Genomic DNA, 3,587 nt, shown 5'->3' on the forward strand with positions numbered 1-3,587 from the left:
ATGTATTCTTTGATATCTTCGTTTCGTGCGATCGATTTCAATGCTTTTGAAACACGCTGTTCTGCTTCGTTATACATTTATATCACGCCCTTTTTATGGATAGTTTAGATTCGTTTGTGAAAATTCTGATTTCTTTATATAGTATACCATTTTACTAGATCATGATATGTGTTACCAAAAGTCCGTATACACTACCTGGCCCATAAGAAAAAGCTGCCTTAAAGACACTTCTATCTTCAGCTAACGCACTCGTTAGCGTAAGTACATTTCTTCACACTCTAAAGACGTAATACCTGTATCGTGAGAACCACCTTGACCTGTGTGATGTTAGAAACTTGGCGAACTCACCTCGCTGTAAGGAACATTTTAAAACAAATCAAAGACCTTTTAGAAAAGTTACACCTTGTCCAAAGAAAGACCGCTATCTAAACACAAGTGGCGGTCTTTCCTTATATATTCAAATTTTAACTACTATTCTAGTCACTGCTTTCATCATCATGGTGTTGATCATGGTCGCTGCTTTCTTCCTTGTCATGCCTGTAAGCTAGTGTTGCGGGGTCCGTTTTGCCAAATGTCAGATACCACGGCTCCGTTAACGGTCCTCCCAGAAGAGCCGGACGTACAAACACATCAAATGTTTTGCTCTTAACGTTGTAGCGACGTACAGAACCTGTATCAGGTCCCAAAGGCTGGCCATTAACGGGACCCGGTCCTGTAATAGGGACAAATAGTTTACCGTTTGGACCAAACAGGATTGCCTGCGCAAAGGCGCGGGGCTGTCCGACGGCATAGAGATCAATCTTGTCAAGAAACCTGCCCTTACGGTCGAAGATAAGAATTTTGTCCGTGTCACTCGGGTCCCTTCTGAAACTGGTGATATAGAGGTTGCCATCAGGACCGAAGACCAAACCTTCCGGACGGTTAAAATCTGGAATGGAATCGCCCTCAATGAACACATCAATGAATTCCCCGGTTTTCGGATTATAGCGCACTACCCGTCCACCGAGCTGACCTTCTGCAGTAGTAGGGTTGTTACTGACGGACACATATAACAAGCCGTCCGGACCAATTACTACACTTCGGGGAAAAAACTGTACTCCAGGCGGGTGTTCAAGATTCCCCTGAAACACCCCAGTGGTACCATGATATGTCCTCACTTCTCCATTCAGGCCGGTCTCTACAATAATGTCTGCCACAAACAGAATATTTTGTTTCGAAAGGACGATACCGCGCGGGGCGAACGGAGCGTTAGGATCATTGGGATTGACGAGATATCCTTGAAACTGTCCAGTGTGTGCGTCGTACTTTAAAATGCTTCCATTTTGAGGTGCTGGAGGAGGAGGAGGCAGTACGTTTTGGTTAGTAACAAGGAGATTACCATTATGATCGAAGATAAGTCCCCGGGGACCATTTAAGCCGTTGTCACCTGATGGAACAAATCTTCCAAGGAACCTGCCCGATTCTGCATCAAATGTCTTCACGGTGTTGTCGAAGCCGTCTCCAATGTAGAGATAGTCATGTCGTTTCATTCTAGATAAAAACTCCCTTCTATTAATATTGTTATAGATTTAAAAAATATACTTAAATCTATTATTAATCTATTCGTTTGAGAGCTTTTTGTATAAGACAAACACTCTGATAAAAAACACAATTTTAACTTTAGGTAGTCACGCCTAATGGTCAACTAACTCTTACCTTGCTCCTTTCATTGTTAATGAGATGAGGTAGATGTGAGATGCCTACTTCAATTAAACTGCCCCGTTAGTGCCATAAGAAAAAGCTGTCTTAAATACATCAATTATCCTGCCCCTTTATTCCATAAGAAAAAAGAGCTGCCAAAGCAACTCCCTTGTTGAAGTAAAGCACTCGATAGTTTATTAAGAACAAAATAAAAAGGACCTTGGTCCCTTAAAAATACTTTCTATACAAGTCTCTCCGCATTGCACCACTTAGATATGCATATATTTTTGTGGTTTCACTTTTTTCATGACCCATTAAATTTTGAATCACTTCTAGAGGCGCTCCATTATTCAATAAATTTGTGGCATAACTATGTCTAAGCTGGTGGGGATGAATGCTCTTTTTAATGTCCGTTCTCTTTGCTACCAGTTTTATAATGTTTCTCGCTTGAGAAATACTCATTCGATGGGGTGCACGTGTTGTCACAAATAGTGCTTCCTCATGATCTTTTCGCTCACTTAAATATCGCTTTAACCATATTTCACAACGAGTATTGAAATATACTTCTCGTTCTTTACGCCCTTTACCTAAAATGATTGCTGATTGATTAGAGAAATTGATTGAGGCCCTATCTAGAGTTATTGCTTCACCAATTCTACATCCTGTTGAATACATAAACTCAAATAAAGCATTTTCGAATGTTGTATGACAAGCTTCCCGCAAATGTTCAATTTCCTCTTCAGACAAGTATTTTGGTACCCTTAATTCTAATTTGGGTTCCTTGATTTTGGAAGCAGGATTTCCATTAATTAAATTTTCATCCTGAGCCCATCTAAATAAAGATTTAATAAATCGAATTCTGTGACCCAGACTGGATGGCTTAAGCTTTTCAGCTGCTTTTCCCAGATAAACTTTAAGAGAATTAGTTGAAAGTTCTTGAATGGATATATTTCCAAAACTATTCACCAACAAGTTAAATTGGACATAATAGGCCTTTAATGTTTGTTGAGAATAACCTTGGATTTGCTTATCTGCCTTATATAAACCCCATACATCAGTTAAGATCATACCTGTTTCTCTCCAATCTATACCATATTAATAGACAGTATAGTCAAAAGAAGAACTATTATACTAGATTAGTAGAGTTTTCATTAAACAATAACACCTGTTAGTTAAAGAAGAAAAAGCTGCCTTAAGACAGCTCTGATCTTCAGCTAACGCACCCGTTAGTTCATTAATGTTTACTTTTTTTTATAATTAACCAATCGTCTTTAGAACATTTTTTAATTGTACGATATGGTTCTGTTCGCCGTCGTTCATCTTAAAAACGAAAACGGTATTAATGACATTGTTAAAGCTTAAATTGTAATAGTGAACGTTTGTATAGTTATATAAGTCTATAAGCTTAGTATTCAATACTGCAATGGTATTGCTGATTTGTAAAAAATCTTGGATACTGCTGATTGATTTTATTTCCTTTAATTTATATGGTATTTGATTATTCATAAGCCATTCGGTCACTGCTCTTGTATACATACAACCTATACTCAATACGAGTAATGTAATAGGTGTTTTACAATTAAAATTGAGTATATGGTCCTTACTTGAAATGATCTCGAATGTTTCAGTTGCAACGATGTCATAAGTTAAATCGGGATATTTATTAATAGGTTCACTAATGAGTGCACAATCTAATTCGGAATTGTGCACTTTTTGGTTTATGGCATTACTGGAATCTACGGCGAAATCCACATCCATTTGAATGTCGTTCATATTCAAAGTATTCGCGATATGGGCACCATAGATTTTCAAGGTTGTATGTGATGTGCCAAAATCCACTTTAGAGTTAGTTTGAAAGGCACCAATGTTTTGTAAAAATTCTTCGTACTCTTGTGAAATAAGTTGAA

At 38.0% G+C, this 3,587-nt stretch carries 3 protein-coding genes; all 3 read right to left on the reverse strand.

Annotated features, from left to right (window positions below; all coding sequences use genetic code 11):
- Positions 1–476: 476 nt before the first annotated feature.
- Entirely contained in the window at positions 477–1,529 is a 1,053-nt protein-coding gene (locus ACIQ0C_RS27060; protein WP_403065954.1) for an NHL repeat-containing protein, read from the reverse strand.
- A gap of 379 nt (positions 1,530–1,908) precedes the next feature.
- Positions 1,909–2,748 (reverse strand): tyrosine-type recombinase/integrase, encoded by an 840-nt coding sequence (locus ACIQ0C_RS27065; protein ID WP_403065957.1) that lies wholly within the window; start codon positions 2,746–2,748, stop codon positions 1,909–1,911.
- A gap of 189 nt (positions 2,749–2,937) precedes the next feature.
- On the reverse strand, positions 2,938–3,587 hold a 650-nt coding region (locus ACIQ0C_RS27070; RefSeq protein ID WP_403065960.1), incomplete at its 5' end, for a LysR substrate-binding domain-containing protein.

Origin of the sequence: Peribacillus sp. NPDC096448, assembly GCF_044762675.1 — a bacterium.
GTDB classification, from domain to species: domain Bacteria; phylum Bacillota; class Bacilli; order Bacillales; family DSM-1321; genus Peribacillus; species Peribacillus frigoritolerans_B.